The 1,499-nt window shown below is 67.5% G+C and carries 1 protein-coding gene; it reads right to left on the bottom strand.

Annotation, left to right across the window (positions count from 1 at the left end):
• Positions 1-13: 13 nt before the first annotated feature.
• Positions 14-1,423 carry an IS66 family transposase gene (locus AB0E90_RS51660; protein WP_360421228.1) on the bottom strand — a complete coding sequence of 470 codons (1,410 nt, stop codon included), beginning with the start codon at positions 1,421-1,423 and terminating at the stop codon, positions 14-16.
• Positions 1,424-1,499: the final 76 nt, after the last annotated feature.

The raw sequence follows: 1,499 nt of genomic DNA, 5'->3' as shown, positions 1-1,499 counted from the left end.
GTAACTAATCAGGTCAGCTGATTGCGGGGATCCATGGTCGGCCGGACGTGAGTTGGACGAGGGCGTCGTAGAGGTTGAGGCCGTGTTTGGTTGCGGTGGCGAGATACGAGCGCAGGTGGCAGAAGTGTTCGGCGCCGGTCTGGGTGCGCATCGCGCCGGAGATCTTCTGCCGGATTTTGACCATGCGGACTTCCCGCTCGGCCGCATTGTTGTCGAACGGGCAGTTTCGCGGGTCGTGAGCAAACCGTAGGTAGTCGTCGATGCGTTCACGCATCCGGCGGGCCAGAGCGGCCAGCTTCTTACCGATCGGACTGCCCTGGCCGGCGTGGTCCTTGATCCCGACCAGGGCGGCGTGGCGGAACGAGGCGATCCCGGAGGCCAGTACCTCGGGATCGATGTGGTCCAAGCCTGCCGTGACAGCCGCGTCCGCGGCGTTCTTGAGTGTCAGCAGGGCCTCGATGCCTTGAGCGGCCCAGGTCGCCGAAGGGTCGAACTGTTGGGCGGCGACCAGTTCTCGGAGCAGATGTGCGCAGCACAGAGCGTGGGTGGCCTGCGAGTAGCAGTCATAGGGTGCCCAGGCGTCATGCACCGCGATCCCCGTGAAGTCCGGCAGGACCCCGCCGGCGTCGATGGCGGTACGGCCGCGTTTGGGGTGTACATAGAGCAGGCTGTACTTACCGGTCGAGGCGGAGTGGACCCAGTGCAGCCGGCCCGCGACCCTGAACCCGGTCTCGTCGAAGTGCACCAACGGCGCGGCGGCGAGGGCTACACGGATCGCGGTGAGGAAGTCACCCTCGAGCCGGACCGCGGCGCGGGCGGTCAACGCGGCGACGCTGCCCTGCGAGATCGGCACCCCGAACACATCCGCGATCGTCTGCGCGACGCGCTTCTGCGCCCCGAACTGCGCGACCAGCAGATACACCACGATCGCGGCCAGGCGCGGCCCGTACTGCACCGGCGCGTCGACACCGGCCGGAGCGTCCGCGCAGGTGACCGTCGCGCACGAGCAGCGGCGAGCGATCAGCTGATGCTCAGTGACCCGGGCACGGATCTGCGGAATCTCGAACACCTGACGGCGAGTCACCGCGGCCAGCGGCGCGTCGGTGAGCCCGCTGCCACACCCGACACACGCAGCCGGTTCGTGACACACGGTCTCATCCGGATCATCGACCTGCCGCAACGTGCGACCCGGATGACCGTCCTGACCGCCCGCACGGCGACCGGAACGACCCCGCAACGACTTCGGCGCCGGCTTGTCCAGCCCCTGCGCCGAGGGCGGCATGTTCGAGTTCCGCGGAGACTGACCCAACCGGCGCCGCAACTCGGCGTTCTCCGCCTCCAGGGCCTCGATCCGCTCATTCGCCCGAGCCAGGGCCTGCTCCATCACCACAAGCCGCTCCAACAGCTCCACGATGGACGGCATCTCAGGCACCCGGACATCCTGCCGAACAACCCCGGCAAGATCAAACCGGCCCGAAACAGCCGACCTGATTAGTTAC

Source organism: Actinoplanes sp. NPDC026619, from assembly GCF_040638295.1.
Taxonomy (GTDB): Bacteria; Actinomycetota; Actinomycetes; order Mycobacteriales; family Micromonosporaceae; genus Actinoplanes.
This window is presented reverse-complemented; position numbering and strand designations above follow the sequence as displayed.